Annotated in this window: 23 protein-coding genes; 2 read left to right on the top strand and 21 right to left on the bottom strand. The window is 34.1% G+C overall.

Annotated features, from left to right (window positions below):
- Window position 1 precedes the first annotated feature (1 nt).
- From smc to BTM29_RS08535, 7 genes are all read right to left on the bottom strand, one after another.
- The gene (smc, locus tag BTM29_RS08565) at window positions 2-3,577 is read right to left on the bottom strand and encodes a chromosome segregation protein SMC (RefSeq protein WP_076616137.1); all 3,576 of its coding nucleotides are present in this window, start codon (window positions 3,575-3,577) and stop codon (window positions 2-4) included.
- Between the two features lie 24 nt (window positions 3,578-3,601).
- Window positions 3,602-4,294 (bottom strand): ribonuclease III, encoded by a 693-nt coding sequence (rnc, locus tag BTM29_RS08560; protein ID WP_076616134.1) that lies wholly within the window; start codon window positions 4,292-4,294, stop codon window positions 3,602-3,604.
- Window positions 4,295-4,379: 85 nt separating this feature from the next.
- Entirely contained in the window at window positions 4,380-4,622 is a 243-nt protein-coding gene (gene acpP, locus BTM29_RS08555; RefSeq protein WP_076616132.1) for an acyl carrier protein, read from the bottom strand.
- A 14-nt stretch (window positions 4,623-4,636) separates the two neighbouring features.
- Window positions 4,637-5,638: a phosphate acyltransferase PlsX gene (gene plsX / locus BTM29_RS08550; RefSeq protein ID WP_076616129.1), complete on the bottom strand. Its 1,002-nt coding sequence runs from the start codon at window positions 5,636-5,638 to the stop codon at window positions 4,637-4,639.
- Between the two features lie 27 nt (window positions 5,639-5,665).
- Window positions 5,666-7,702: an ATP-dependent DNA helicase RecG gene (recG, locus tag BTM29_RS08545; RefSeq protein WP_076616127.1), complete on the bottom strand. Its 2,037-nt coding sequence runs from the start codon at window positions 7,700-7,702 to the stop codon at window positions 5,666-5,668.
- Between the two features lie 67 nt (window positions 7,703-7,769).
- A complete protein-coding gene (locus BTM29_RS08540; protein WP_076618849.1) occupies window positions 7,770-9,398 on the bottom strand; it encodes a DAK2 domain-containing protein in 1,629 nt (542 codons plus the stop codon).
- Window positions 9,399-9,464: 66 nt separating this feature from the next.
- Window positions 9,465-9,833: an Asp23/Gls24 family envelope stress response protein gene (locus BTM29_RS08535; RefSeq protein ID WP_076616125.1), complete on the bottom strand. Its 369-nt coding sequence runs from the start codon at window positions 9,831-9,833 to the stop codon at window positions 9,465-9,467.
- Window positions 9,834-10,010: 177 nt separating this feature from the next.
- On the opposite strand from BTM29_RS08535, the gene rpmB reads away from it, so the two are divergent.
- A complete protein-coding gene (rpmB, locus tag BTM29_RS08530) occupies window positions 10,011-10,196 on the top strand; it encodes a 50S ribosomal protein L28 (RefSeq protein WP_010019437.1) in 186 nt (61 codons plus the stop codon).
- Between the two features lie 66 nt (window positions 10,197-10,262).
- On the opposite strand, the gene BTM29_RS08525 is transcribed toward rpmB, so the two are convergent.
- The 11 genes from BTM29_RS08525 to gmk form a co-directional block, all read right to left on the bottom strand.
- The gene (locus BTM29_RS08525) at window positions 10,263-11,015 is read right to left on the bottom strand and encodes an NADPH-dependent oxidoreductase (protein WP_225972193.1); all 753 of its coding nucleotides are present in this window, start codon (window positions 11,013-11,015) and stop codon (window positions 10,263-10,265) included.
- A gap of 133 nt (window positions 11,016-11,148) precedes the next feature.
- The gene (locus tag BTM29_RS08520; RefSeq protein ID WP_076616123.1) at window positions 11,149-11,808 is read right to left on the bottom strand and encodes a thiamine diphosphokinase; all 660 of its coding nucleotides are present in this window, start codon (window positions 11,806-11,808) and stop codon (window positions 11,149-11,151) included.
- Window positions 11,809-11,810: 2 nt separating this feature from the next.
- The gene (rpe, locus tag BTM29_RS08515) at window positions 11,811-12,479 is read right to left on the bottom strand and encodes a ribulose-phosphate 3-epimerase (protein WP_076616120.1); all 669 of its coding nucleotides are present in this window, start codon (window positions 12,477-12,479) and stop codon (window positions 11,811-11,813) included.
- A gap of 12 nt (window positions 12,480-12,491) precedes the next feature.
- Window positions 12,492-13,382, bottom strand: a complete 891-nt coding sequence (rsgA, locus tag BTM29_RS08510) for a ribosome small subunit-dependent GTPase A (RefSeq protein WP_076616117.1) — start codon at window positions 13,380-13,382, stop codon at window positions 12,492-12,494.
- A 1-nt stretch (window position 13,383) separates the two neighbouring features.
- The gene (gene pknB / locus BTM29_RS08505) at window positions 13,384-15,348 is read right to left on the bottom strand and encodes a Stk1 family PASTA domain-containing Ser/Thr kinase (RefSeq protein ID WP_076616114.1); all 1,965 of its coding nucleotides are present in this window, start codon (window positions 15,346-15,348) and stop codon (window positions 13,384-13,386) included.
- The gene (locus BTM29_RS08500; protein ID WP_076616112.1) at window positions 15,349-16,092 is read right to left on the bottom strand and encodes a Stp1/IreP family PP2C-type Ser/Thr phosphatase; all 744 of its coding nucleotides are present in this window, start codon (window positions 16,090-16,092) and stop codon (window positions 15,349-15,351) included. It abuts the gene before it with no gap.
- A gap of 19 nt (window positions 16,093-16,111) precedes the next feature.
- A complete protein-coding gene (rsmB, locus tag BTM29_RS08495; protein ID WP_076616109.1) occupies window positions 16,112-17,434 on the bottom strand; it encodes a 16S rRNA (cytosine(967)-C(5))-methyltransferase RsmB in 1,323 nt (440 codons plus the stop codon).
- A complete protein-coding gene (fmt, locus tag BTM29_RS08490; RefSeq protein ID WP_076616106.1) occupies window positions 17,427-18,380 on the bottom strand; it encodes a methionyl-tRNA formyltransferase in 954 nt (317 codons plus the stop codon). Before fmt ends, rsmB begins: the two co-directional genes overlap by 8 nt.
- Window positions 18,381-18,397: 17 nt before the next feature.
- Window positions 18,398-20,803 (bottom strand): primosomal protein N', encoded by a 2,406-nt coding sequence (gene priA, locus BTM29_RS08485; RefSeq protein ID WP_076616103.1) that lies wholly within the window; start codon window positions 20,801-20,803, stop codon window positions 18,398-18,400.
- Window positions 20,804-20,880: 77 nt separating this feature from the next.
- Window positions 20,881-21,135, bottom strand: coding sequence for a DNA-directed RNA polymerase subunit omega (gene rpoZ, locus BTM29_RS08480; RefSeq protein WP_076616101.1), 255 nt, complete (start codon window positions 21,133-21,135; stop codon window positions 20,881-20,883).
- 4 nt (window positions 21,136-21,139) lie between these two features.
- Window positions 21,140-21,751 (bottom strand): guanylate kinase, encoded by a 612-nt coding sequence (gene gmk, locus BTM29_RS08475; RefSeq protein WP_076616099.1) that lies wholly within the window; start codon window positions 21,749-21,751, stop codon window positions 21,140-21,142.
- Window positions 21,752-21,929: 178 nt separating this feature from the next.
- On the opposite strand from gmk, the gene BTM29_RS08470 reads away from it, so the two are divergent.
- Window positions 21,930-22,268 (top strand): hypothetical protein, encoded by a 339-nt coding sequence (locus BTM29_RS08470; RefSeq protein ID WP_125673039.1) that lies wholly within the window; start codon window positions 21,930-21,932, stop codon window positions 22,266-22,268.
- Here BTM29_RS08470 and recN read toward each other — a convergent pair.
- Genes recN through BTM29_RS08455 form a run of 3 tightly spaced genes read right to left on the bottom strand, consistent with a single transcriptional unit; the run spans window position 22,260 to window position 25,671 of the window.
- A complete protein-coding gene (gene recN, locus BTM29_RS08465; RefSeq protein ID WP_076616094.1) occupies window positions 22,260-23,957 on the bottom strand; it encodes a DNA repair protein RecN in 1,698 nt (565 codons plus the stop codon). The genes BTM29_RS08470 and recN overlap by 9 nt on opposite strands.
- A gap of 10 nt (window positions 23,958-23,967) precedes the next feature.
- Window positions 23,968-24,795, bottom strand: a complete 828-nt coding sequence (locus BTM29_RS08460; RefSeq protein WP_076616091.1) for a TlyA family RNA methyltransferase — start codon at window positions 24,793-24,795, stop codon at window positions 23,968-23,970.
- Window positions 24,796-24,822: 27 nt separating this feature from the next.
- Entirely contained in the window at window positions 24,823-25,671 is an 849-nt protein-coding gene (locus BTM29_RS08455) for a polyprenyl synthetase family protein (protein ID WP_083685963.1), read from the bottom strand.

Below are 25,671 nucleotides of genomic sequence, written 5' to 3'. Positions count from 1 at the left end.
TTTAATTGTTAAACGAAGCTAAGTTATTATGTAGATTTTGAACTTCAACTGATAGCATTCGGGAAACACCTGATTCTTCCATAGTTACACCATATAAACGATTTACATTCATCATTGTACCCTTACGGTGAGTAATAACAATAAATTCAGTATTATCATCATAACGATTTAGATAACTTGCAAAACGATCTACATTGGCATCATCTAGTGAAGCCTCAACTTCATCCAAAATACAAAACGGAACCGGGTGAACCTTGATAATGGCAAACAGCAATGTTATTGCAGTCAAGGCCTTTTCTCCACCTGATAATAAGCTTAATCTCTGAAATTTTTTCCCAGGTGGCTGAGCAATGATCTCAATTCCTGTTTCTAGTAGATTGGTTGGATCAGTCAACACAAGCTTGGCTCGACCACCAGCAAACATTTCAGGGAAAATCATTTCAAAGGCAGCAGAAACATTGTCAAAGGTCTTTTTAAATCTAGTGGAAACTTCATGATCCATCTCAGACATTGTATCAAGTAATTGTTGTCTGGCTTTAAGCAAGTCATTTTGTTGCGTGGTCAAGAATTCATATCTATCTTTCACTTTGTCATATTCATCAATAGAAGACAAATTAACTGTACCTAATTCATCAATCCCCATTTTGAGTAACTTTGCTTCACGTTTTAAATCATCTGGGTCTAAGTCTTGAGCTTTTAGATTTTTCATTGCTGCTTCATAAGTTAGTTGATATTCTTCAGACAATACATCCAAACGAGTATCTATCTTATTGGTTATTTTAGTAACAGAAATAGCTAAATTCTCTTGTTCATCAGAAGCAGATTTTTGTAAATCAAAACTACGCTGTGCTTCATCGTTTAGCTTCACAGCCACTTGTTCTTTTTCACTTCTTTGTTTTTGTAGATCGCTCAAAGTAAGTTTTAAAGATTTAATAGTTCCATTCAGTTCTGTTATTTTGGTTTTAACTTCTGAATTACTCAAAGTTAACTGATCACGTTCAGAATTAAGTTGATCCAAGCGTATTTTCAATTCTTTAATTTTATCATTATCATCCAAAATTTCTTGGTCAAATTGTTTCTTTTGTTTAAGTTCATTATCTTGGTTGCTCTTAACAACTGCTAATTTAGTTTGTGTTTGCTGTATTTCGCTAGTTATTTGAGTTAATTCTGAATCAAAGTCCTTTAAAAGCTTTTGGTTGGCCTCAATATCAGACTGTAGATCAGTAACTTTTTTCTGAAGCTCTTTGGATCCTTGAAGTTGTCCATCCAAATTCTTTTTTAACTGTTTGCGTTCTTCGTCATTTTTATTGCCATTATACTCAACGGCTTTTTTTTGTTCCTGTAAATGCTTAAGTTCACTTTGATAACTAGATAACTGATTACTCAATTGATTACGTTCTTGATTAAAATTAGACAACTTACTTTCGATTTGTTTCTTTTCATTTCTTAAATTTACTAATTTCTCACGTAAATCTACGACTGTTTGTTGTTTTTGATCAAGTGCCATTTCTTGTTTTGACAATTGCGAATTCAATTTTACAAGTTCATCTTTTCTAGTTAAAATACTAGAATTTACACGACGCTGTTGGCCACCAGTCATTGAACCACCAGCATTAACCACGTTTCCATCAAGTGTTACAACACGATACTTACGACCAGAGACTGATGATGCTCTTGTAGCTGCATTAATATCTTTAACGATCAAAAGGTTTCCCAAAATATTTTTAACTATATTTTCAACCTTAGAATCAAACTTAACCAACTCACTTGCTACACCAATATATCCTTGGACTTGGCTTAAAGCATTTAGATCACTACTATTAACTGATCTGCCGCGAATAATATTTATTGGCAAAAACGTTGCACGACCACCATTTCTCTTACGTAAAAAGCTTATTGCTTCTTTTGCAGAGGGTTCATCTTTAGTTACAATTGCCTGTAATTGATTACTTACTACTGTTTCAATTGCTAATTGATATTCTTGTGGCACCTTAATTAATTCAGCAACCGCGCCAATAATCCCACCAATTTTATCCTGATTATTTAAAACATTTTTAGCACCTTCAAAAAAGCCCACATGTTCTTGCTGCATATTGTCTAATACAGTTTTTCTTGCTTTAGTTTCTTGAAGATTCTCCAAAGATTTCAAATATTCTTGATTTTCAGACTGACCAGTCTCAGTTACATTTTTAATGTCTCGATCAAGCTCATCATTTTTCTTAATTAAATCTTGATTATCATCAATAAAGTGTTGCAACTTTTCACTCACTTCGTTGGCAGAAATGTTAGTTTCTTTCAAGTTCTTTTTGATATCTTCCAACTGATTATTAATATCTTCATCGCTTAATTTAATTCGATCAAGTTGTCTTTGGGTAAATTTTTGCTCATTACCAGTAGAAACTTGTTCTTGAAGCGTATTAACATAACTATCACGTAAATTTGAAATATTATTTTGAATTTCTTCTGGCGTTTTCTTTTGAAGTTGCTCAATTTCTTTGAGTCTTTTACTATAACTACTAATTTCTTCTTTATATTGTTCAATTTTAATATTACAATCAGATAATTTCTTTTCATGTTGAATTTTACTTTTTGTAATATTTTGTAACTGTTCATTCAAAGAGGTTTGATTAGTCGTATTAAACCCATTACGCTCGTCAGAGACAGCAACCTTACCATTCAAAATTTCTAAGGATTGTGTCTTCCTAACTAATTCATCTTGACTAAAATCAATTTTTTTAACTATTTCACTAGTTTCATTACGATTACGAGTTACATGTTCATTAGAATTCTTAACTTGTTTTTCAATATTTTGAAGACTAAGTTTAACCTCACGTAATTTCGATTCTGTTTCACGTTTTGCCTTTGATAAATCTTTAATTTCAATAGTTAATATTTGTTGATAAATATTATCATACTTATTTTTTTGTTCTTTATAATCTCTAGCAATACTTGCCTGTTCCTTTAATGGCTCCACTTGTTTTGAAAGTTCAGAAACAATATCAGAGACTCTATGCAGGTTATCAGTTGTTTCAGATAACCTACTTTCTGCCTGAGTTTTTTTCTGCTTAAATAAAGCTATTCCTGCAGATTCTTCGATAATTGATCGTCTCTCAATCGGTTTGCTATTAAATATTTCCTCAACACGACCTTGAGATATGATTGAAAACGATTGTTTACCCATCCCTGAGTCCATAAATAATTCTGTGATATCCCTGAGACGGCAAGATTTATTATTGATTGAAAATTCTGCATCACCATTTCTAAAAAGCTTACGTTTGATGGTGATATTATTTTGGTCAGATTTAAGTTCCTTATTAGAATTATCAAACTCTAATATAACTTCAGCGTGATTCATTTGTGGTCTAGTTGCACTTCCGGCAAAAATAATATCTACCATCTTGTCACCACGGAGACTCTTAGCTGACTGTTCTCCCATAACCCAACGAATTGCTTCGGTGATATTTGATTTTCCACTTCCATTGGGTCCTACAATACCGGTAATTCCGCTTGTAAAATCAATCTTTGTTTTATCAGCAAAAGATTTAAACCCATTGATTGTTAATGATTTTAATGGCATAAAATAAAAACTCCTATAATTCTTCTACTTCAATTGTTCCAATGCTTCTTTAGCAGCCATTTGTTCAGCATGCTTTTTACTAAAACCAAATCCTTTTGACAAGATCTTATCATTAACAATTAATTCAATTTCAAATTTCTTATCATGATCAGGACCCTCTTCATCAATTACCTTGTAATCAATTTCAACTTCACCTGATTGTTGTAAACGTTCCTGTAGATGTGTCTTGAAATCTGTATCTTCAGAAAACTCACCTGAGTCAATATGTGGATATACTACACTTTCAAGAAATTCTTCGACCTTTGTATTTCCTTGATCCAAGTATAAAGCTCCATTAAAAGCCTCGAATATATCCTCAAGTAACGTATGACGCTGACGTGCACCTTGTTTCTCCTCGCCTTTACCAATTAACAAATACTTGTCAATTTGAATCTCCTTAGCAAATCTAGCAAAGCTATCAGTTCTTACTATATCTGATCTTAAACGAGTTAATTTACCCTCTGGTAATTGAGGATATTTTTCAAATAAGTATCTTGAAATGTTAATTTCCAAAACAGCATCTCCAAGAAACTCCAATCTTTCATAGTTACCTATTCCTAATTCCTTGTGTTCATTGTCAAAAGAAGAATGAGTCATAGCTCGTTCAACCAATTTTCTATTATTAAAAGTAATTTCGTAATTTTGTTGTAAATAATCTAAGAATTTCTGATCTAGCATAACGCGTCCCCTTTCTAATAACTTTAATTATACTAAACTTTCGCATCAAATAATTAAATGGCTAAAAAAATAAGACCGATTGGTCTTATTTTTGATTGTTTTTAATATAATCAACTGCTTCACCAACAGTTGTGATTTTTTCTGCATCCTCATCTGGAATTTCAGCATCAAATTCTTCTTCAAGTTCCAAGACAAATTCAACCAAATCGATTGAATCTGCATCTAAATCATCTGTAAATGACGTTTCTTTACTAATTGAATCTGCTTCGACCTCAAATTTATCAACAATCAAAGCGACGATTTTATCATAGATTTCCTGTTCTGACATTAATAGTTCTCTCCCTAATCCTTTGACATTTGTTCAAAATATTTATTTGCCTTGTTAACTGTATCGTTAAGCAACATATCATAAATTTGTTTAACTGTATAGAAAACTGTTTCACTATTTGCTGCACCATGAGCCTTAATGACTGGTGATTTCAATCCCAATAACACAGCTCCACCAGATTTAGATGTATCAAACATATCTTTAAGTCCACGTAACGAAGGTGCAACGATTGCTGCGCCCATCTTAGTAAAAATACCATTATCCATTAAAGAATGCTTCATCTGCGTCAACAATGTTGTTGCAGTTCCTTCAATAGCCTTTAAAGCTGCATTACCTGTAAATCCATCTGTAACAATAACATCAGCATCACCTGACAAAATATTATTTGATTCGATATTACCAATGAAATTAATCTCTTCAGTATTTTCTAGTAATTTATAAGCTTCCTTATGAGTTGAATCCCCCTTGTCTTCTTCTGTACCATTATTCAATAGTGCAATACGAGGATTCTTGATTTTTTTAACATCACGAGCATAAATCGATCCCATAACAGCCCACTGTTGTAAATATGCTGGTTTTGCCTCAGCATTAGCACCTACATCAAGCATATTAACACCAAGTGCCGAATTTACAACTGGTAATGTTGGCATTAAAGCCGGTCTATCAACTTGCTTAATACGTCCAACAACAAAAATTCCTGATGCTAATAAGGCTCCAGTATTACCTAAAGAAAACAAAGCATCTGCCTCTTTATTTTTGACTGCCTTAGCTGCAAGAACCATCGAGGAATTCTTTTTAGTTCTAATTGCCTTAACAGGCTCATCTGTACCTAAAATTTCCTCAGTAGTGTGAATAATTTTAATTCGATCATTATTCTTCAAATATTTCTTAATTTTATCTTCATCACCATAAAGAAGAAACTCTAAATCAGTCCATTGATCACGTGCCTTTTCAATTCCCTCTACAACAACTTGAGGCGCATTGTCGCCACCCATGGCATCAACTGCAATTTTCATTAACTAATTCCCTCATCAATCTTATTTTTAATCAAAATTATTTAGCTGTTCAAATTCATCATTTAAAAATAATTTTAACACTTTATTTTCCGGTTTATTCATAACCTGTGGATCCTTAAAAATTTGTTCAGCTTCTATTTGTGCTGTTTGTAAAATATTAAAATCAGCAATCGGATTACCAACTTTGAAATCTGGAAGGCCAGACTGTTTGCTACCCAATAAATCACCAGAACCACGCATCTTCAAATCTTCTTCAGCTAAAACAAATCCATCATTTGTCGAAGTTAATATTTTCATTCTCTCAAGTGCTACATCGTTTTTAGGATCTGCAATTAAGATACAATACGATTGCTTTTCACCACGACCAACACGACCACGCAATTGATGAAGTTGAGATAACCCAAATCTGTTTGCATCATAAATTACCATCACTGTAGCATTTGGAACATCAACACCGACCTCGATCACAGTCGTTGAAACTAAGACATCAATTTTTTGATGACTGAACTTATTCATTATGTCCTCTTTTTCATCATTAGCCATTTTACCATGCAATATTCCAATGTTGTACTTCGGAGCATAAAGTTCATTAAATTTATCATAAATAAGTTCTGCGTTTTTTAAATCTATTTTTTCTGACTCGGAAATAAGCGGTGTAACGACATAAACTTGAGCTTTATTTGCCAATTGCTTAGAAACAAATTTGTACATTTGCTCAACCTTTTGACTTCTGATCCAATACGTCTCAATTTTTTTACGCCCAGCCGGAAGCTCATCAATTCTTGAGACCTCCATATCACCATAAGCAGTGATTGCTAAAGTTCTAGGAATAGGAGTAGCAGTCATAGCAAGAACATCTGGATTATTCCCTTTTTCTCGTAAAGCCTTACGCTGGTTGACCCCAAATCTATGTTGTTCGTCAATAACTATTAACCCAAGATTTTTAAAATCAACACTATCTTGAATCAAGGCATGTGTCCCAACAATAACGTTTGTTTTTCCTTCACGAATATTCTCAACAATTGTATCGTGTTCTCTTTTTGTTTGTGATCCAGTCAGAATCGCAGTTCTAATTTGTAACTTTTCTAACAGACTACTTATTTTCTCAAAATGTTGTTGGGCCAATATTTCAGTTGGCGCCATAATTGCAGTTTGAAATCCAGCAGTTACAGAGGCCAACATGGCAATGACCGCAACAATAGTCTTACCAGAACCAACGTCACCTTGCAATAATCTATTCATATGATGACTTGACTTCATATCGGCCAATATTTCATTAACAACTTTTGACTGTGAATTTGTTAATTTAAACGGTAAAGACTCATTAAATTTGGCAATATATTTTTCATCGTAAGCTTCAACTAATCCGACATTTTGCTGCTCATCATTGGCTTTAACACTTTGAATCCCACATTCAAATAAAAAGAATTCACGGAATTTAGCACTTCTACGAGCAGATTCATTCTCAATTTCATTACTAGGAAAATGCATCCCTTTAACAATTGATTCATCATCCATCAATTGATATTTTTCAACAATATACTGTGGAATAACAGAATCAATTTGTTCATGATACTTGTCAAAAGCGAGTTTTATAAGATTGACCAATGTTTTTTGATGAATACTTTTATTAACGGAATATACAGAATCAATTGAACCCTCTTCGTTACTACCAATAACTTTCATCCCAGTTATTGAACGACGAGACTCATTCCATTTTCCATAAACAGCAACATCTTCACCTGTTTCAAACTTATCCTTTAACCATGGTTGATTAAAAAAAGTAATCATTATTGACTCATTTTCAACCAAAACTCGGACATTGAGTCTATTTTTCTTATATCCAAATCTGACTACAACTGGTTCACTAGCAACCACGCCTTTAAGTAAAATCTTCTCTTGGTCAATTGCATCATCTAATGATTTAACCTCCATATCCTCATACCGAAAAGGAAAATAAAACAATAAATCATAGATACTATTGATCCCAAGAGATTTAACTGCTTCCAAACGCTTTGGGCCTACTCCTGGAAGCTGTGCCACTGAAACATCTCTTAAACTCATCTTTCACTCCTTATACAAAAAAAAGACCAGAAATAATCCAGTCTCATTTTGATCTTTAAAGTAATACTTATTCAACAGCAACTAAATATGGATACACCGGTTGATCACCTTGATGAATCTCTGTCTCTAAGTCTGCATACTTATCATCTAAGTAGTCTGCAAACTTTTGAGCATCTTTAGTATTTCCATCTTCACCTACAAGAATTGTGATAACTTCACTATCATCATCGATCATTTTATCTAACATCTGTTCAGTTACTGAAATGATGTCTGAATTATCAACTAAGATATTACCATCAACAATTCCCATATAATGACCCTTAGTAATCTTTAACCCATCAATCTCTGTATCTCTAATTGCTTGAGTTACTTGACCACTTTTAACTGTATCCAATGAGTCTTCCATGTTTTCTTTGTTTTCATCTAAATCAGCCTCTGGATTAAATGAAAGCATAGCTGTCATTCCCTGAGAAATAGTTTTTGATGCCACAATTTCAACTGGAATATCAGCTAATTGCGCAGCTTGTTTGGCTGCCATAATGATATTTCCATTATTTGGCAAAATAAGTGCACGTTTTGCATTAGCTTTATTGATTGCATCGACAATATCATTAGTTGATGGATTCATTGTTTGTCCACCACTAATAACGTTAGTAACACCCAAACTTCTAAACAATTTAGACAAACCATCGCCAGATGAAACTGTAATAACAGCATAATCTACTGGCTTATTGCTTACTGTTTCAGTTGCTTCATCGTCAACGATTGTTTCATGTTGAATCTTCATATTATCAATTTTGATTTTTGTTAAGGCACCAAATTTTTTACCAGCAGCCCAAACTTTTCTTGGGAAATTAGTGTGAACGTGGACCTTTACGACTTCATCATCAGAAACAACTAGCAATGAATCGCCAATCTCACTCAAATAATTTCTGAATTTGTCATAATCAAATTTCTCATCCGAAGTAGGATCTTCACCCAATTGAATCATCATTTCAGTACAATAACCATTCACAATTTCATCCGTATTAAACTGTCCAAGTGCTGATTGATGGTGCGTTGCATTGACCATTTCAGCCATTTCAGTTTCATCAGGAGTGTATGATTCATCACTTGCTTCTCCAGAAATTCCTTCTAGGAATCCTTCATAAATAAATACTAAACCTTGACCACCAGAATCAACCACGCCGACTTCTTTAAGAACTGGCAACAACGAAGGAGTTTTTTCTAGTCCTTCTTTTGATCCTTTAACGACAGCTCTCATAACTTCAACAATATCTTTAGTTTCCTTAGCCTTCTTAACTCCGGCCTCAGATCCAAAACGTGCAACAGTAAGAATAGTACCTTCAACAGGTTTCATAACTGCCTTATATGCCGTTTTAACACCGTCATCAAAAGCCTTGGCCAAATCATCTGACGTTAAAGTATCTTTACTTTCAATACTCTTTGAGAATCCTCTGAATAATTGTGATGTAATAACACCTGAGTTACCACGAGCACCCATTAAAAGGCCCTTAGCAAGTGCCTTACCTAATATTCCTACATTGTTACTTTCTGACTCATTAACTGCCTTAAAACCGCTCTGAACGGTTAGACTCATATTTGTCCCTGTATCACCATCAGGTACTGGAAATACGTTTAGTGAATTAACAAACTTTGCATTCTTCTCAAGACGGTGTGAAGCCACACGTATCATATCGGAAAATTCATTTTTAGTAATAAGTTCTTTGCTCAAAAGTTTCCCCTCCAACTAGCGTAATACCTATTTAATGTCATCTAAAACTTTTATTCCTTGGACGTACACATTAACAGTGCCAGCTGGTGTTCCAAGCATTGTTTCTAGGTTATATTTTACTTTTTCTTTTAAATTTCTAGCAACTTCAGATATTTTAATACCATATCCTACGATTATATAAACATCAACGGCAATTTTTTCATCTTCTTGATGAATAACTACTCCGCGTGAGAAATCTTCACGATTTAAAATTGTGTTCATTCCATCTCTAAGTTGATTCTTGCTTGCCATACCTACTATTCCGTAGATATCTAACGCAGCCCCACCAACGATCGTTGAAACGGTATTTGTTGACACATCAATTTCACCATGTTTTGTTTTTATTGTAACTGCCATTTGGGATCCTCCTATCTTGGATCTAACTATCATAAACACTAAAATTCTATCATAGCAAGATTTTGAATTAAAGATTTTTGATACATTATTATTCAACTATTGTTTTTATTTTTAGTTTATGGTAAATTAGTCAGGTGATATTTTAAAGAAAACATGTAGCCAAAGGAGGTCGGTCCCATGGCAAAAGATATTATTACAGGCCGTAAGACAGTGTTTGGTAACAAACGTTCTCACGCTCTTAATCAATCAAAACGTTCTTGGAAGCCAAACTTGCAAAAAGTTCGTATTATGGTTGATGGTAAACCTAAGCGCGTTTGGGTTTCAGCTAGAGCTTTGAAGTCAGGAAAAGTTACTAGAGTATAATTATCATATAATTAACTAAAAAAACTAGCAAAGTAATTTGCTAGTTTTTTTGTGTCTATAAAAGTTTTAATGCTTACTCAAATTGTGACTATTCAAATATGATTTCATAAATGACCTAGGTAATTTAATTAAACTGTTAACTGCAGTTCTTGCCCAGTTTCGATCCGTCTTTTTTCCGTATCGTTTATTATAATATTCATTTGTCTTAATATTATAGGATCTAACAATATCAATCTTATCTGCATACTGGTTCTTATGATAAACAGCTTCGAATGGTAAACGTGGTTTGATATCATTTAATTTGTCTTTTGGATGACCGATAACTAAACCATAAACTGGGAATACATGATCAGGAATATTCAAAAGCTCTGATACTTCTTCGATATTATCCCGTACTCCACCAATAAAACAAACGCCTAATCCCATTGATTCTGCCGCAATAACCATATTTTGAGCTGCTAAAGTGGCATCAATTGTACCTGCCAAAGTTGCATCTAGTCCTTCAATAGTTTGAGTAACATCTAATCCTAAATCTTTGGCCATTTGGTTATTTCTATTTAGGTCAGCACAGAATATAAATAATCTGCCACCTTGATTCATAAAGCGCTGATTCCTAGAAGCTTGTGTAACTTTTTCTCGTAAATTTTCATCAACCACATCAATTATGGAATATGATTGCTGAAAACTAGCCGTTGAAGCAGCCTGTGCAACCGTCACAAGCTTTTTTACAACTTCATCTGGCAATACTTCATTTGTAAAAGAACGTACAGAGACATGCTTAAACAGCAGATCAGTTATAGTATTATCAATTGGTTTCATATTTTCACTCTTTTCTAAAAATTATCTGTTTCAGTCATCACGGTATTAGCAAAATGTGTCAAAGCACAATTTTCTTTTTATAAATCTAAAAAAGCGATATTTACTTATGTAAATACCGTTTTTTAAGGTAACTCTACTTTGAATCCTTAGACTGAATAACTGCAACGATCCCACTTTCAAATCCAAAATTAATTGTATCCTTAACAAATTCATTGCTAGCGAAACTAACAGGTCGCATAGCTGTGAAATCGTTAAGTTTATACTTAGCATCCAAAATATTCAAATGTGTTACAGGTCCTAAATTAACAAATCCAACATATTTCATACTTTCTTCATGGTAAATAGTATATCTACCAGGCCTAAAAAATCTAATCGTATTAGTCGATGACTTGAAATATAATTTATCGTAAAAACTCAGGAACCTTTGATCATATGGCAAAAATAGATTGACCAAGAAGTGATCTATTCTTCCCCCAGTTGCACCATAAATATAATATTCCTCAGCTTCAAATTTTTCTTTTGCTGCCAAAATACAAAGCTGAGAATCTGTATCATCTTTTTCTGGTGGAAATTTCTGGAAGTCATGCACGTTGTCTCTAAGAAGTTTTTGTTCTTTCTTGTTAATTGAATCAAAATCACCAATTGCAAGTTCGGGCAATATACCATGAGCAATTAAATAAAGACTGCCACGATCGGCACCGATCCAAGGTCCTGGAATACCCTTAATACTTTTTGAAAGTTCATCAGGATATTCGCTCTTTGGCCCACCTAACAAAATATTCACTCGCTTCATATTTAGTCTTCCACGAGCTTTTTAAGTGTATCGACACGATCCTTAAATCCATCTTGTCCGTTATACAAGTATGATCCGGCAACAAAAATATCTGCACCAGCCTTAGCACATTGAACGATAGTTTCATCGTTGATTCCACCATCTACTTCAATTTCAAAATCATCATCTGCAGATGTTTGACGTAATTGATCCAATCTTTGGATCTTTTTTGTCATTCCTGGAATAAACTTTTGACCACCAAATCCTGGATTAACAGTCATAACCAATATTTGATCAATAACTGGGAATAATTCCTTAACTTCTTCAAGAGGAGTACCAGGGTTAACAACAACACCAGCTCTAGCACCCAAACTCTTAACAAGGTCTATTGAGCGATAAATATGCTTTGTGCTTTCAGCATGGACTAAAATCGTGTCAGCTCCAGCTTCAACAAATGCCTTAATATAATCATCAGGATTATCCATCATCAAATGAATGTCCAATGGCTTATCAGTGACACGTCTCATCCCTGCAACAACACTTGGACTAAAAGACATATTGGGAACAAAGTGACCATCCATAATATCAATATGGAATAAATCAGCTCCACCTTGCTCTGCAATTTTTACATCACGTTCCAAATTCATGATGTCAGCTGAAAGAATTGATGGTGCAATTTTTTTCGTTGTCATATAACCACTCTCCTAATATCTTTTTTTGTACGAATTAATTTCATTTAAAAAATAAAGGTAATTATCGTATCGACTTTGCATTATTTTGCCAGAAGCAAGCATTTCTTTGACCTTGCAACCAGGTTCATTTACATGATGACATCCTCGAAATTGGCATTCTGGACTATATTTAACAAATTCTGGAAATAAGGTAGGTAATTCTTCCTTATCGATATCAATTAATTCCAAAGAAGAAAAACCAGGTGTATCAGCGACTAATCCATCTGCGATCTCGAACAGTGAAACTTGTCTTGTAGTATGTTTACCACGATTCAAAGTTTGAGAAATGGCTGCCGTGGCTAATTTTAGATCAGGATTAATATGGTTTAACAATGTAGATTTACCAGCACCTGATTGACCTGTAAATACTGTAACTTTATCAGCAAAGTGACTTTCTAATCTATCAATTTGGCTTGTACTATAACTATCAACTTCATCAAATACTACATATCCTGCTTCATTGTATCCTGACAAAGTATTTTTTAATTCCCGATAACTATCATCTGAAAGTAAATCAGTTTTTGTTAAATAGATTAGTGGCTTTATACCATTATGTTCAATGTTGACCAATATCTTATCTAACAAATTACTAGAAAATTTAGGTTCAACTGCGGAAGTTACGACGATTGCCTGATCAACATTGGCTATTGGTGGACGAACCAAACTATTTTCTCTAGGTAATATCTCCAATAGATATCCTAAATCTCCACTAGCATCATATTCAGCAAAGTCACCAACGATCGGTTTAATACCGCGTTTTCGAAAATTGCCACGAGCCCTAGTACGTACTAATTCATGACTCTTTTCATCTAATACATCATAGAATCCACTAATTGATTTTATGATTCTGCCTTTACTTTCCATTTTACCCACTTACTGAGCCAGACAATACTGTTTTACCATCACGTTCGATGTTATAACTTCCGTTTTGCCCACTCTTTAAATTAAATACCAAAGTTTGTGCTGTGTCTTGTGAAATGCTCATTGACTTATAAACGGTGTTTATACTGTGTGTAGCATCTCCAAGATAAATAGTTATCGTATTGCTACTGTCGCTAGAATCAAAGGGAATTGTAACGTCTTTAGACACTGTCTTAGTGGCAGTTGATGCCGAAGAATCTGAATCATTATCGCTATCTGATTTATCAGTATCGTCATCACTAGTTTCAGTTTCTTTTCCCTTAGAAATAACAACCGACAAAGTATCCCCCTTATTGATTACGCTGTCTGGTTCAGGACTTTGACTTATCATTACTCCATCTTCAATAGTATCAGAATAATCATATGTAACACGCAAAGTTGCACCTATCTCACTTGCATAATCTTGGATACTCTTTAAATTATATCCTGATAAATCTCTAACCTTAACGACTTTTTGTTTGACTGTTGGTGTCTTCGCTAGTGTTAATGTTAAAGATTTATTTTTGGTTACTACTTTTTTACCGGCTTTAATACTTTGAGAAATAATGACCCCAGACTCATATTTACTGCTTGATTTATATTTAACTTTTACCTTAAAACCACGCTTCCTTAAATTGTCAGAAACATCATCATAATCCTTACCAACAACATTTGGCATCTTGTAGTAAGTAGCACCCAGACTAACGACCAAGCTAACCTTAGCACCATTCTTGAGTTTCAAACTTTTAGCAGGAATTGATTTAATAACATGACCGGCTTCTACATCGTCATTATTTTCCTTAGAAATATTACCAACGTTTAGGTTTGAGCCCTTTAACATGACGTCTGCTTGTTTGATCGTTAAATTTCGAAGATCTGGCACACTTGTTTCTTCGTTACCCTTAACAATCATAAAAATTAATAGCAAAACTAAAGCTATTGGAATCAATGATAGTAAAATGATTTTTCTTTTTTTCTTATTTCTCTTTTTCGTTGGTGCTTCCTTATCCTCATCATCAACCAGTGGAGCCTCACCAATAACTTTGGTTTCTCCTAAATCATCTAGTGGTATAGGAATAAACTTTGGTTCATTAGCACGTTCTGGCAATAAACAAGTATCCAAGTCTTCGCACATTTCACGAACAGATTGATATCTCTGATCCGGATCCTTAGCTGTGGCCCTCAAAACAGCGTTCTCAAGAGGCTGTGGAATATTTGGGTCAATTGTCTTAAGGTCTGGTATATCTTCTTTAGAATGCTTTAAAGCGACTGACACAGCCGTATCTCCGGTAAAGGGTACATGCTGAGTCAATAATTCAAACAAGATAATTCCAAGTGCATAAATATCAGATAAAACTGTGGCAGATTTACCTCTAATTTGTTCTGGTGACATATAGTGAACAGAACCCAATAAAGAATTAGTTCTCGTAATCGATCTATCACTTAACGCCAACGCAATACCAAAGTCAGAAACTTTGACTTGTATAGGCTGTTTTGAAGTATCAACCAAAATATTCTCTGGTTTCAAATCACGGTGAATTATTCCATGGTCATGTGCATCAGCCACAGCCAAACAAATCTGTTCCATTATGTCGACTACTTCATGATATGCAATCGGAAAATGTGTCTTAATATATTTTTTTAAGTTAGGGCCATCAACATACTCAATTACAATATATTGAATCCCATTATCAGTGCCAACGTCTAAAACGTTAACAATATTCGGATTAGAGAGACCGCTAGTAGCCTTGGCTTCACGTCCAAATCTCCTTTTGACAGATTCATCATCTTGAAGATCATATCTTAAAGCTTTTACTGCAACTTTACGATTCAGTTTTGTGTCATTAGCTAAATAAACATTAGCCATGCCACCTTCACCAAGAGTACCTAGAATCTCATATCGACCACCAACTAGGTAACCTTTGTCCATCTACTTTTGACCCCCATTCTTGGAGGCAAAAAGTAGAGCCGTGATATTATCTCTACCACCGGCCTTATTAGCCTTGTCAATCAAAACACGACACTTAGACTCAAGACCAATTTTTTGAGAAAGAACTTCTTTTATTTCTTCGTCTGAAACCATGTTAGTTAATCCATCCGTACATAACAAAATAATAGAATCATCAATCACATCAAAATTCTTTATTCTGGGTTGTACAGTCTGGGAGACACCTAGTGTTTGCGTAATAATATTCTTCTGAGGATGATTTTTGGCCTCTTCAGGACTGATCTGTCCAGTTTCGAGTAATTCATGAACCAGCGAGTGGTCAACGCTAAGTTGATCAAACTCATCATCATGAAATACATAACATCTAGAATCACCAACGTTGACAACCATCATTGTTTCTTCAACGAAGAAAACACCAACCATGGTTGTTCCCATCCCATTTAAGTCATCAAATTGATTTGAAACAGAAACAATTCTATCGTTTTCTTTACTGATTTCTTTGATCGTCCATTCACGCAAACTATCCAAATCATCAATTTCTGATTCTTCAAAGTTATGCCCTAAATGAGAAACTGCCATATCAGAAGCGACATCACCACCACGATGTCCACCCATACCATCAGCAACAATACCAAAAACGATTCCTTTTTTATTCTTGAAAACATTCACATAATCTTGATTATTCTCTCGTAATTTTCCTACATCAGTTAATAGCGCATAGTCCATATTCCTAAACCTTACCTCATTATTTTTTTCGTCTAAATGCGGCTACAAAAAATCCATCTGTAAAGTAATCGCTTGGCAACAACTTCAAGACACCGTCATTCACGTTTTTATCTAGAGATTTTTCATGTTTAACAGGAACTAACTCATAATTATCGTGTGCATTCAAAAATTTCATAACAACATCTTCATTTTCTTCTGCATCAAATGTACATGCACTAAATACAAGTTGTCCACCAATCTTTAATAAACCTGTAATACTATCCAAAATTTGGAGTTGGATTCTTTGAAGATTCATCAAATCTTCTGGTTCCCTGAAATACTTTAATTCTGGTTTACGACGCATCAATCCTAATCCAGAACATGGTGCATCAACTAAAATACGATCAAATTCAGATTCAAATTCATCTTGAGCTTTTCTAGCATCTAAAGCTCTTGTTTGTATTATATCTCCGTAACCCAATCTTTGCCCATTTTCACGAATTAATCTTGTCTTTGGCTTATGAATATCTAATGCCATAACAGAACCAGTTGTTAAATAACTAGCAATATGTGTTGTTTTACCACCAGGTGCGGCACAAGTATCAAGCACTGAACTATCTGGTTTTATATCCATTGCTGGAGCAACTAGCATTGAACTTTCATCTTGAATTGTAAACAATCCATCTCTAAATTCTTCAGTATCAACTAAATTACCACTGTGACAAGTTAAACCAACTGGAGAGATCAGACTGTTCTTCATCTCAAATCCCTTGTCGGATAATTTCTCAATTAATTCTTCAGGAGTAATTTTTTTTGTATTTACACGAATAGAAATATGTGATGGTTGATTTATTGTTTCAAGTACTGTTTTAGTCTTCTTTAAACCTTGTTGTTCAATTAACAAATCTACTAACCATTCTGGTGTACTAAATTTAATACTTAATGATTTAACAGAATCATCCTTAGGTATTGGACGGGCACCGTGTCGTTGATAATTTCTCAATACAGCAGTTACCAAATTACCCAAGCCTTGATTACCATTATACTTAGCAATTTCAACAGATTCATTTAAAACAGCATGATCAGGTATCTTATCCAAATATTGCATCTGATATATAGCTGACATTAATAACGCTTTTACCCAGTAATCCAAGTTCTTACCTGTAGTATATGGCTGTAATTGATATTCCAAAGTAAGTTTATGTTGAAGAACTCCATAAACAATGTTTGTCATTAGTCTAGAATCAGCATCTGATAAGTCTGAATTCTTCAAAATATTATTTATCTCAATATTGGAATAAGCTTTATTTTTTAAAACTCTAGTTAAAGCCTCTACTGCAAGTGCACGCAAATTATTATTCATTTATTTTAACCACTCTTTGTCCTTTTTCTAAATTATTTCCGAGTCCGTTCATGTAACTGGCAATGTCCATTACTTTTTTACCAGCTGGTTGAATTTTTTTGATTGATAAACCCTTTTTGTCTCCAGTTACTATTACTAACTTCTTCTTACCCACTTCAAAAACAGTACCAGCAGCTTGATCAGTCACAATATCAACGACCTCACTACCATAAAACTTAGTTCTTTGTTCATTAAAAATTGCAAAGGCACCTGGATCAGGACTCAAAGCACGAATCTGATCAAAAATTTGTTTAGCACTTTGACTAAAATCCAACTCTTCTTGTTCTTTAGAAATAGTTGGTGAAAAAACCACTTTGCTTTCGTCTTGTTTAATTGGATTGATATCACCAGACAAAATATTTGGAATTGTATCCAATAATAATTCTCTACCGACTATTGCAAGTTTTTCAAACAATGATCCATTATCATCACTATCTTCAATAGGTAATTTCTCTTGACTGATAATATCCCCTGCGTCCATTGCCTTGACCATATACATAATGGATACACCGGTTTCTTTATCCCCATTTAATAGTGAATATTGAATAGGAGCACCACCACGGTACTTAGGCAATAATGAACCATGTACATTGATTGCAGCTACTTTTGCTGACTTCAAAAATACAGTTGGCAAAAATTGTCCATATGCTGCCGTAATAATTAAATCAGCATGAATATTCTTCAACTGTTCTAACTCTTCACTGCCAGAAAGCTTCACTGGTTGAAACAACTTGATATTCTCATCTTCAGCAATTAACTTTACTGGGCTCTTTTGAAGCTTTTGCTTTCTTCCAACTGGTTTATCAGGTTGTGTAACAACAGCAACAACGTTGTATTGTTCTTTTAATAATCCTTTTAGAACTGTTGCTGCAAATTCGGGTGTCCCCAAAAATATAACATTTGTCATTTATTATTTTCCCTCACTTAGTCAATATGTTGTGGTTCATTATCAATTGCAATAGTAAATCCCTTTTTAGTATCCGCCTGCGTATCATTCAAAATATCCAATAATTTTTGGTGAAGTTTTGGCTCATGTTTATATTTTACAATAACTTGGTAATAATATTTGTTTTGTTTACGAGAAATCATCGTAGGAGTTGGTCCTAAAAGAATTGCATGATCAGATAACGCCTCTTGTAATTGACGTTTCAACCAATAACCTTGTTTTAAAGCCTGCCCCTCATCCTTATGTGCCACACTAATTAGAGTGGTGAAATAATATGGTGTGTAATTGGATTGATGACGTAAATACATTTCTTGTTTATAAAAGTTTTCATAATCTTGTTTAGAAGCATCTTTAATTGCATAATGATCCGGATTAAAGGTCTGAATAATAACATGACCCTCTTTATCCGCACGTCCTGCACGCCCACTTACTTGTGTTAGTAGTTGAAAAGTTCGCTCACTTGCACGATAGTCGGCGATACTCAATGTCGTATCTGCATTAATTACACCAACTAGTGTAACATTTGGAAAATCCAAACCCTTAGCAATCATCTGAGTACCTAACAAAATATCAGCTTTATGATCACCAAACGCTTTAATAATTTTAGCATGACTTCCTTTTTTATGTGTTGTATCTACATCCATTCTTAAAACTCTAGCTTGAGGCAAAATTTCATTTAATTGATGCTCAATATTTTGTGTACCAGTTCCATAAAAGCCAATTTTTTTACTTTTACAATTTGGACAGATACTAGGAACTGGTTCGTCATGTCCGCAATAATGACATTTCATCTTCGCCAAATCTTTATGATAAGTCAACGAAACATCACAATTTGGACACTTCAACGTGAATCCACATTCACGACACATCATAAAAGACGAGTATCCTCTACGATTGAGCAGAACAATTGCCTGTTCCCCACGCTTAATTGCACGATACAAATTGTCTTGTAATAGAGGTGATATATCACCCTTTACTGCAGAATTTTCTGCATCCCGCATATCAATGATCTGTACATGTGGCAGTGGATGTTCGTTAACTCTTTTTTTCATATAAATAAGATGATACACACCTTTTTGTGCACGCGCACGTGACTCAAGACTAGGCGTAGCACTACCTAGTACTACAGGGCATTTATGTTGTTTGGCTCTCCATAAAGCAACGTTTCTAGCATGATAGCGTGGATTATCATCTTGTTTATAACTAGCTTCATGTTCCTCATCTATGATAATCAAGCCAATATCCTTTAGTGGAGCAAACACTGCACTTCTGGCGCCGACTACTACTTGTGCCTCGCCATTTTCAATTCTGGTCCATTCATCATAACGCTCTCCATTTGATAATCCGCTATGTAATACCGCAACCTTATCTCCAAATCTCCCTGTAACTCTATTAACCATTTGTGGAGTTAATGATATTTCTGGAACTAACATCAATGCCGAGTGCCCTTGCTTGAGAGCACGTTCAATTGACTGTAAATAAACTTCGGTTTTACCACTACCAGTTACACCCTCGATTAAAAATGTATCTGATTTTGAATTATCAATTGAATCATTTATCTGATCAACAGCACTTTTTTGTTCTTCAGTTAAATTTAGTTTGGTCGTTTGTTCAGGCGTGATTTCAATTGGTTTTCTTCGCTTCGTGACCTCTACAATCTTTAAAAGACCATTTTTCTCAGCCGTTTTGATTGTAGCTCTAGAAATACCTTCAACTTCTCCCATTTCAATAGGTAACTTGTCCAAGTTATCAATTAAGAAGTTAATAAGTTTAAATTGTGCTTTTGCATTACTACGAAGATTATTCTTTTGTTCATGTAATTGAATCGTATTAAGTTCAGTTGTAATAGCCTGACGTTTCAACTGCCTAGCTTGATTCTCAACTACGTACTCAATCTTAATTTTATTTTGACGTCTAAGATGATTTATCAATTGTAATTTTTCATCTGACATTTGTGGAGTTATTTCCAAAGATGGATTCCCATCAAGTAACGATATAACTTCTTGATCATCAACAAATTCTTCAACTGGTTCGATAAATTGCTTATATTTAGCTCTCATCACGCTAGGAAGCATAGTTTGTAAACAAGAAATCTCAAATGAATATGTCTCATCTGCCAACCAAGAAGATAACTTCAACATTTCTGGTGTTAAAACCGGACGCAAATCAATTACACGATTAATTGGTTTTAATTTACCGGAAAAACTACTTGTTTCATTAATTTTCATTACAAATCCTTGAACTTTTCTCTTACCTCGTCCAAAAAAGACCTCTACACGCATACCTGGTACAACAACATCTTCTAAGCTATTAGGAATTGCATATTCAAACGGTCGATTTGTTTGCATTGTTGGTACATCTACCACAACTTCAGCAACTGACATAGTTTCTCACACCACCTTTTAATAATAAAAAAACCTCCACCATCATCTTTCGACAATCAGTGAAGGAAATATTTGACCTAGTCTTCTTCTTTTTTTTCTTCTTCAATCTTTTCAGCTTCTTTTTCAAGAAGGATTGATTTAGGATCGATTTCAATTTTATCATCAGCAATTTCTTCGAATGCTTTACCGATGGTTCTTGGTGATTCATACTTGCTCAATAATTCAATGTCTCCATTTTCCAATTCATGAGCTCTTTTAGCTGCTAGAACGGCAAGTGAGTAACGTGAATCTACTCTGTCTAATAACTTATCGATTGATGGATAAATAATCATATTATCATTCTCCTATTATTTTTTTGTATTTGTCAATTACACGTGGCACTCTTAAGTGTTCACTTCTAATTATACCTTCAATTTTTTTGACTGCATTAGGTATTTTATCATTAACTACGGCGTAGTCATAGTTTGACATCATTTCTATTTCTTTTTTTGCCTGCTCCATACGTTTATCAATTGTTTTAACATCATCTGTTCCGCGGTGAGTAATTCGACGACGTAAACTAGGAAGATCTGGTGGTGTTAAGAAAATAAACACCCCATCAGGCATCTTATCACGCACTTGCATTGCTCCATTAACTTCTATTTCAAGTAAGACATCAATACCCTTGTCTAACTTTTCATTAACATACTTTAATGGTGTTCCATAATAATGGTCAACGTATTTGGCATACTCAAGCATACCACCATTAGCAATCTCATCCTCAAATTCTTCATTTGTTCGGAAATAATAATCAACCCCGTCTTCTTCACCAGGTCGCATATTTCGAGTGGTCATCGAAACCGAGTAATCAAATCTAATTGATGATTTCTTTAGCATTGCTTTTCTAACAGTTCCTTTTCCCACTCCGGATGGACCTGATAATACGATTAACATTCCCCTAGTTGACATTTAACTATCCCTACTTATCTAATTATTATGTTATCTATCATGCAATAAATTCATTGTGTTTTCAAGGCTTTGAGCTTGTTCAACAAAAAAATAGTTAAGAAAAATTAAAATATGGTTGCTAAAACGAACAGGGGTTCGTATAATGAAGACACAAACAAGCGTTCGGGGGCTCTTAAAAATGCAAGTAAAACAATCACATCTCAACAACACACTGGCACAAACAATTATCAGTAACACGGCAACCTTTATCGACAATAACTTTGATTTCAAACTAGGTAACATTACCAACAATGTCTATAGCAATACTTTAAAACAAATGCCTCATAAGCAACTTAATATTTTTGCTAAACAAAGTTTTCAAAAACAATATTTTATTATTGTTACTATGGTAAACGATGAACAGTTTGAAGGCAAGTTGATTAGATGCATTAACGAAAATAAATACGTCCTTAAAATCAATTCTTCCTTCTATAAAATAGTCGAATTAAACCAAATTAGATCGATCAATTTAGTCTAATCTCTTCTGTTCTCCTTGAGCAAGTTCAAGAAGTTCTTGCGCATGTTCCTTTGTTAAATCCGTGACCTTTGTACCGGCTAACATCAATGAAATAGCATCGATTCGTTCATGATCATCAAGTAATGAAACTGAAGTTTGAGTTTTATTACTGATGGTCTTTTTTTCTATCTGAAATTGTCGATCACTCATCGCAGCTACCTGTGGTAGATGTGTAATGCACAAAACTTGAACCGCTTGAGCCACTTTATATATCTTATCACCAATGGCTTGAGCCACGCGGCCACTCACCCCAGTGTCTATTTCATCAAAAATTATAGTTTCCACATTCATTTTCTCAGCTATTATTGCTTCAAAAGCTAAAATAACACGAGATAATTCACCACCAGATGCAACTTTTGCCAATGGTTTGAAATCTTCACCAACGTTAGTTTTTAAATTAAATCTAATTTGGTCAATTCCCTTATTAGTAATCGCATCTTCACTCAATATCTTGAAACCAACATCAAAACGCGCATTTTTCATATACAATTCTTTAAGTTGAGAATTAATAGATTTCTCCAATGTTGTGGCCACTTGATGACGTTGTTCAGACAATTGCTTACCTAGACTCATTAATTTACTTAAGTCATTTTGGATATCTTGTTCTAATTTATCTTCCGTCGAATCATCTATATCTATCTTTGATAGTTCATCATGTGCGTCAATCCCAAATTTAATAACTTCATCCAGTGATGGACCATATTTCTTCTTTAAATTATCCAACGTGACTAGTCTTTTTTGAATTTCATCAAGCCTTTGCTCATCGTAATCCAATCCATCAAGTTGATCAGAAATAGTCGACATATCATCTTGAACTTGATAGTAGGCTCCACTAATAGAATCATAAAGTTCTTTATAAACCTTGTCGTATTCACTAATATCATCAAGTTGCTCACGCACATTTCCTAATGTGTCTACAACACCTATACCACTCTCTGATAATATTTGATAACTTTCCTGCAAAGCTGTACTTATTTTTTCAAAATTAGACAAATGATTTTTCTCTTCTTCAAGTACATCATCTTCACCTTTTTTCAGTTGGGCACTATCAATTTCCTCGATTTGGAATTTTAACATATCGATTCTTTGAGCTAGATTCTGTGAATTCTTTTGAATTGCACGTAATCTAGCTTTTTTACTTTGGTAATCATCAAAAATGCTTCGATACTCACTTAAAGATTTTTCTAAATTTTCATCAGCATATCTGTCTAGAATATCAATATGATTATCTTCATCCAATAATTCTTGCTGTTGGTTTTGACCATGTATTTCAACTAGATACTTACCAATTTCTTTCAGGGTATTGGTGTTAACTAACTCATCATTTAATCGACAGACGTTTCTACCTTTACGATTTATTTCACGTTTGACAATAATAGATTTGTCAGAATGACTGATTCCAAATTTATCCATTAGAGCAAAAACAGGACTACTTGAATTAACTTCAAATAATCCTTGCACCTTTAAATTGTCTTTACCCGTGCGTATGAAATCAACAGACGAACGACTACCAACTAATAAACCTAAAGCATCAATAATAATAGACTTACCTGCACCAGTTTCACCAGTCAAGGCAGTCATTCCATTTTTAAAATCAATTTGTAACTCACTAATAATAGCAAAATTATTAATTATTAATTCTTTCAGCATTTTTATTCACCTATTTATTCAAACTTGAATAAGCAGCATCCATAGTATCACTAATTGAAACTGTGTCTAAAATTTTGCCGGGTTGATCTTCTTCTTCTGGCTTTTGAATATGCATTAGAAATTCAATATTTCCTTCTCCACCCTTAATAGGTGAAAAATCCAATCCTTTAACTATAAATCCAGTTTCCTTGGCAAAATTAAGGATTTTTTCAAGCACCATTTTATGAACTTTATGATCACGAACAATTCCGTGCTTTCCGACATTTTCAGGTCCAGCCTCAAACTGTGGCTTAATCAGACAAGCTGCTTCAGAACCAGGAAGAATGATATTAAACATTGGTGGCAAAATTAATTCCAAAGAAATAAAGGAAACATCAGTCATAGCAAATTCAGGTAATCCATCATGGAAATCTTCAGGTTTACTGTAACGAAAATTTACCCTCTCCATTACAACGACACGTTCATCACTGCGCATTTTCCAAGCCAGTTGATTATAGCCAACATCCAATGCGTAGACTAATTTAGCACCATTTTGTAATGCTACATCAGTAAATCCACCAGTTGATGATCCTATATCTAAACAAATCTTATTATCAAGGTCGATATTAAAAGACTCAACTGCCTTTTCTAACTTGTATCCACCTCGACTAACATATTTACTATGTGCACCTTGAACAACATGAAGAATGGTGTCAGGATCGATTTTTTCACCAGGTTTATCGTATCTTAAATTATCCTGATTATAAACTTCTCCCGCCATAATTGAACGTTTTGCTTGTTCACGTGATTCAAATAAATTTTGCTCAACTAATAATACATCTACCCTTTTTTTTGCCAATCTTTTTCACCCAATCTTGTTTTAAAACTAATTTTTGAAATAATCTAAAAAGCTTACCATCAAATTCTTATCAAACTTTTCTTCTTTTAACACTGCATTCAAAGCATCCTTAACTAGATTATTAAGCCTATCTTCAGTGGCTTCTTTTCCAATTAAGTTAGGGAAGGTATTTTTATCAGCATCTTCCAGACTACCATAATCATCCAAATCATCTTTGACTTGAAATGCTAAGCCAATTTTATTTGCATAATCCACTAAATTCTTCGACAAACTATGATCAGCGCAAAAAGCGCCAATCGTTATCGCAGCAACAATTAAATCTGCAGTTTTCTGACGATGCAACTCTGTTAACTCATTTTCAGATAACTTTTTGTCTTCTTTGGTTATATCAGTCATCTGACCAGCAACCATTCCCATGGGACCAGCATTGTGAGATAGAATCCTAACGGCTGCCATTCGTTTACTTGTATCTAAATCAGACTTTGCAATCCAATAAAACGCCTGTGTCAACAAGCCATCCCCAGCTAAAACAGCTGGGCCAGTTCCAAATTTCTTATGATTTGAAAGTTTGCCTCGTCGATAATCATCATTATCCATTTCAGGAAGATCGTCGTGAATTAAAGAATAGGTATGAATTAGCTCTATGGCACCCGCAATATCAAAATATTTAGGTAAGTCTTCTTTCTTTACGCCACAAGAATAAATCACCGCTAACATCAATATCGGTCTGACTCTCTTACCACCAGCATTAACTGAATAGATCATCGCATCACGTAAAGTAGGCTGCTTAATTTCCATAGTTAATTTATTTATCAAAAATTCATTGAATTCAGGTAATATTGCTTCATGAAATTCTGTAAATTTCTTTATTTCCAT

Origin of the sequence: Companilactobacillus allii (genome assembly GCF_001971585.1) — a bacterium.
Lineage (GTDB): Bacteria > Bacillota > Bacilli > Lactobacillales > Lactobacillaceae > Companilactobacillus > Companilactobacillus allii.
The sequence above is the reverse complement of the archived record's forward strand: the minus strand, read 5'-3'. Positions and strand labels throughout refer to the sequence as shown.

Excerpts from the sequence above, each read along its gene's own strand:
- BTM29_RS08540 (WP_076618849.1), bottom strand. The coding sequence starts at position 9,398 with ATGATACGTGTGGCTTCACACCGTCTTGAGAAGAATGCAAAGTTTGTT.
- plsX (WP_076616129.1), bottom strand. The coding sequence starts at position 5,638 with ATGAAAATTGCAGTTGATGCCATGGGTGGCGACAATGCGCCTCAAGTT.
- rpoZ (WP_076616101.1), bottom strand. The coding sequence starts at position 21,135 with ATGATTATTTATCCATCAATCGATAAGTTATTAGACAGAGTAGATTCA.
- fmt (WP_076616106.1), bottom strand. The coding sequence starts at position 18,380 with ATGACAAATGTTATATTTTTGGGGACACCCGAATTTGCAGCAACAGTT.
- BTM29_RS08470 (WP_125673039.1), top strand. The coding sequence starts at position 21,930 with ATGCAAGTAAAACAATCACATCTCAACAACACACTGGCACAAACAATT.
- acpP (WP_076616132.1), bottom strand. The coding sequence starts at position 4,622 with ATGTCAGAACAGGAAATCTATGATAAAATCGTCGCTTTGATTGTTGAT.
- BTM29_RS08455 (WP_083685963.1), bottom strand. The coding sequence starts at position 25,671 with ATGGAAATAAAGAAATTTACAGAATTTCATGAAGCAATATTACCTGAA.
- priA (WP_076616103.1), bottom strand. The coding sequence starts at position 20,803 with ATGTCAGTTGCTGAAGTTGTGGTAGATGTACCAACAATGCAAACAAAT.
- BTM29_RS08520 (WP_076616123.1), bottom strand. The coding sequence starts at position 11,808 with ATGAAGCGAGTGAATATTTTGTTAGGTGGGCCAAAGAGCGAATATCCT.
- rpe (WP_076616120.1), bottom strand. The coding sequence starts at position 12,479 with ATGACAACGAAAAAAATTGCACCATCAATTCTTTCAGCTGACATCATG.
- gmk (WP_076616099.1), bottom strand. The coding sequence starts at position 21,751 with ATGTCAACTAGGGGAATGTTAATCGTATTATCAGGTCCATCCGGAGTG.
- BTM29_RS08525 (WP_225972193.1), bottom strand. The coding sequence starts at position 11,015 with ATGAAACCAATTGATAATACTATAACTGATCTGCTGTTTAAGCATGTC.
- recN (WP_076616094.1), bottom strand. The coding sequence starts at position 23,957 with ATGCTGAAAGAATTAATAATTAATAATTTTGCTATTATTAGTGAGTTA.
- rpmB (WP_010019437.1), top strand. The coding sequence starts at position 10,011 with ATGGCAAAAGATATTATTACAGGCCGTAAGACAGTGTTTGGTAACAAA.
- rnc (WP_076616134.1), bottom strand. The coding sequence starts at position 4,294 with ATGCTAGATCAGAAATTCTTAGATTATTTACAACAAAATTACGAAATT.
- BTM29_RS08535 (WP_076616125.1), bottom strand. The coding sequence starts at position 9,833 with ATGGCAGTTACAATAAAAACAAAACATGGTGAAATTGATGTGTCAACA.
- smc (WP_076616137.1), bottom strand. The coding sequence starts at position 3,577 with ATGCCATTAAAATCATTAACAATCAATGGGTTTAAATCTTTTGCTGAT.
- BTM29_RS08500 (WP_076616112.1), bottom strand. The coding sequence starts at position 16,092 with ATGGACTATGCGCTATTAACTGATGTAGGAAAATTACGAGAGAATAAT.
- recG (WP_076616127.1), bottom strand. The coding sequence starts at position 7,702 with ATGAGTTTAAGAGATGTTTCAGTGGCACAGCTTCCAGGAGTAGGCCCA.
- rsgA (WP_076616117.1), bottom strand. The coding sequence starts at position 13,382 with ATGGAAAGTAAAGGCAGAATCATAAAATCAATTAGTGGATTCTATGAT.
- rsmB (WP_076616109.1), bottom strand. The coding sequence starts at position 17,434 with ATGAATAATAATTTGCGTGCACTTGCAGTAGAGGCTTTAACTAGAGTT.
- pknB (WP_076616114.1), bottom strand. The coding sequence starts at position 15,348 with ATGGACAAAGGTTACCTAGTTGGTGGTCGATATGAGATTCTAGGTACT.